The organism is Ilumatobacter nonamiensis YM16-303, from assembly GCF_000350145.1.
In the GTDB taxonomy this organism is placed as follows: Bacteria; Actinomycetota; Acidimicrobiia; order Acidimicrobiales; family Ilumatobacteraceae; genus Ilumatobacter_A; species Ilumatobacter_A nonamiensis.
Genome location: NZ_BAOL01000268.1, coordinates 1 through 1,745 on the forward strand (window position 1 = coordinate 1; position 1,745 = coordinate 1,745).

General features: G+C 67.4%; 2 protein-coding genes. Both read right to left on the bottom strand.

Annotated elements, in window-relative coordinates; all coding sequences use genetic code 11:
• The coding region (locus ON45_RS19335; protein ID WP_040496215.1) for a TrmH family RNA methyltransferase at positions 1–607 on the bottom strand (607 nt) is incomplete at its 3' end.
• 30 nt (positions 608–637) lie between these two features.
• A partial coding sequence (locus ON45_RS19340; RefSeq protein ID WP_040496216.1) for an aspartate aminotransferase family protein occupies positions 638–1,745 on the bottom strand: 1,108 nt, incomplete at its 5' end.

Consider the following 1,745-nt stretch of genomic DNA (forward strand, 5'->3'; position numbering starts at 1 on the left):
CGGCCGGCGTCATCGCCCACGTCTCGAAGCCGGCGTCGTGCAGGACGTCGAGGTCGGCGGGCCAGTCCTGCGCGCGTCCGACCGGGAGATGCAGGATCTCGCCCATGCTCACCCGGATGGTGCGACGCGAGTAGGCGTCCGTGCAGGTGGGGTCGAGCAGCAGGGCGTCGATCCGCAGTGCCCGCGCGGCTCGTGCGATGACGCCCACGTTCTCCGCGTCGTTCAATCCGACGAGCACCGCAACGCGGCGAGCCGGTGATGCCGCGAGGTCCGCGGCGGTCGGCACGGGTCGTCGGTCGGCCGACGCCACGACGCCGCGATGCAGGTCGAAGCCCACCGACTCGGCGAGTACCGCTCGTTCGAGCACGTAGACCGGTACGTCGCTCTCGGTGATCTCCGGTCGGCGTGCGAGCAGCCGTTCGACCCGTGACGGGGTGACGACGACCGAGCGGAGTCGGTGCCCGGAGTCGACCACGCGATCGATCGAGACGTATCCCTCGGCGATGAAGAACTCGTCACCCTCGCGGTTCCGTCGAGCGACCTGGTCCTTGAGCAGGGCGTAGTCGTCGAGCCGCGGGTCGTGCGCGTCGTCGACCGTGATGATCATCGGCGCGCCACGGTCTCGGTCACGAGCCCGTCAGGAGAGATCGGCGATGGTCGAACGGATCGCGTCGATGCCGGTGTCGAGTTCGTCGACGGTGATGTCGAGCATCGGCGACAGGCGGATCACATTGCCGTAGAGGCCGCCCTTTCCGACGAGGAGACCGTGACGCTTGCATCCTTCGAGGAACTCGACGGTCTTCGCGGGATCGGGTTCGGTGGTGCCCGGTTGACAGATCTCGAACGCCCACATCAAGCCGCGCCCGCGCAGTTCCGCGATCCAGTCGATGTCGTCGACGACCGGTTGCATCACCGACGAGAAGTGCTCGCCCATCGCTTTGGCGTTGCCCTGGAGGTCGTTGTCGACGACGTACTTCAACGTGGCCGACCCGGCCGCGGCGGACAGCGGGTTTCCACCGAACGTCGAGAAGCTCAAGACCTCGATCGTGTCCATGATCTCGGCGCGGGCGACGCAGCCGGCGAGCGTGATCCCGTTGCCGACGCCCTTCGCGAAGGTCAACATGTCGGGGACGATGCCGTGCGCCTCGTAGCCCCAGAAGTGTTCGCCGGTACGGCCCCAACCGGTCTGCACCTCGTCGGCGATGAACAGGATGCCGCGGTTGTCGAGCTCCTTCTTCATCGATCCGAAGAAGCCGTCGGGCGGGACCGTGAAGCCGCCGACACCCTGGATCGGCTCGGCGATCAGGCAGGCGACGTCACCGGCTGAGGTCATGTCGAGCAGCTGGACGAGATCGCCCACGCAGGCCGTGGTGTACGCATCGTCGTCGAGATCGCCGAAGGGGGAGCGCAGGCGGTAGCCGCCCTGGACGAAGTTGACCTGGAGTCCGGACAGCGATGTCGACGACCAGGACGCGTGGGACGTGATCGCCTGGGTCGTGAACGAGCGCCCGTGGTAGCTGTTGCGCATCGCCAGCACCTGGTTCGACTTGCGGTAGCTCGTCGCCAACAGGATCGCCGTGTCGTTGGCCTCCGACCCCGAGGTGGTGAAGCAGACGCGGGCATCGGGAATGCCCGAACGCTCCGCGATCTCCTCCGCGAGGTCGAGCATCGGCGGAGACAGGTACAGCGACGACGTGTGCAGCGTCTTCGCCGCCTGCTCCTGGATCGCGGTGGTCACGGCGGGG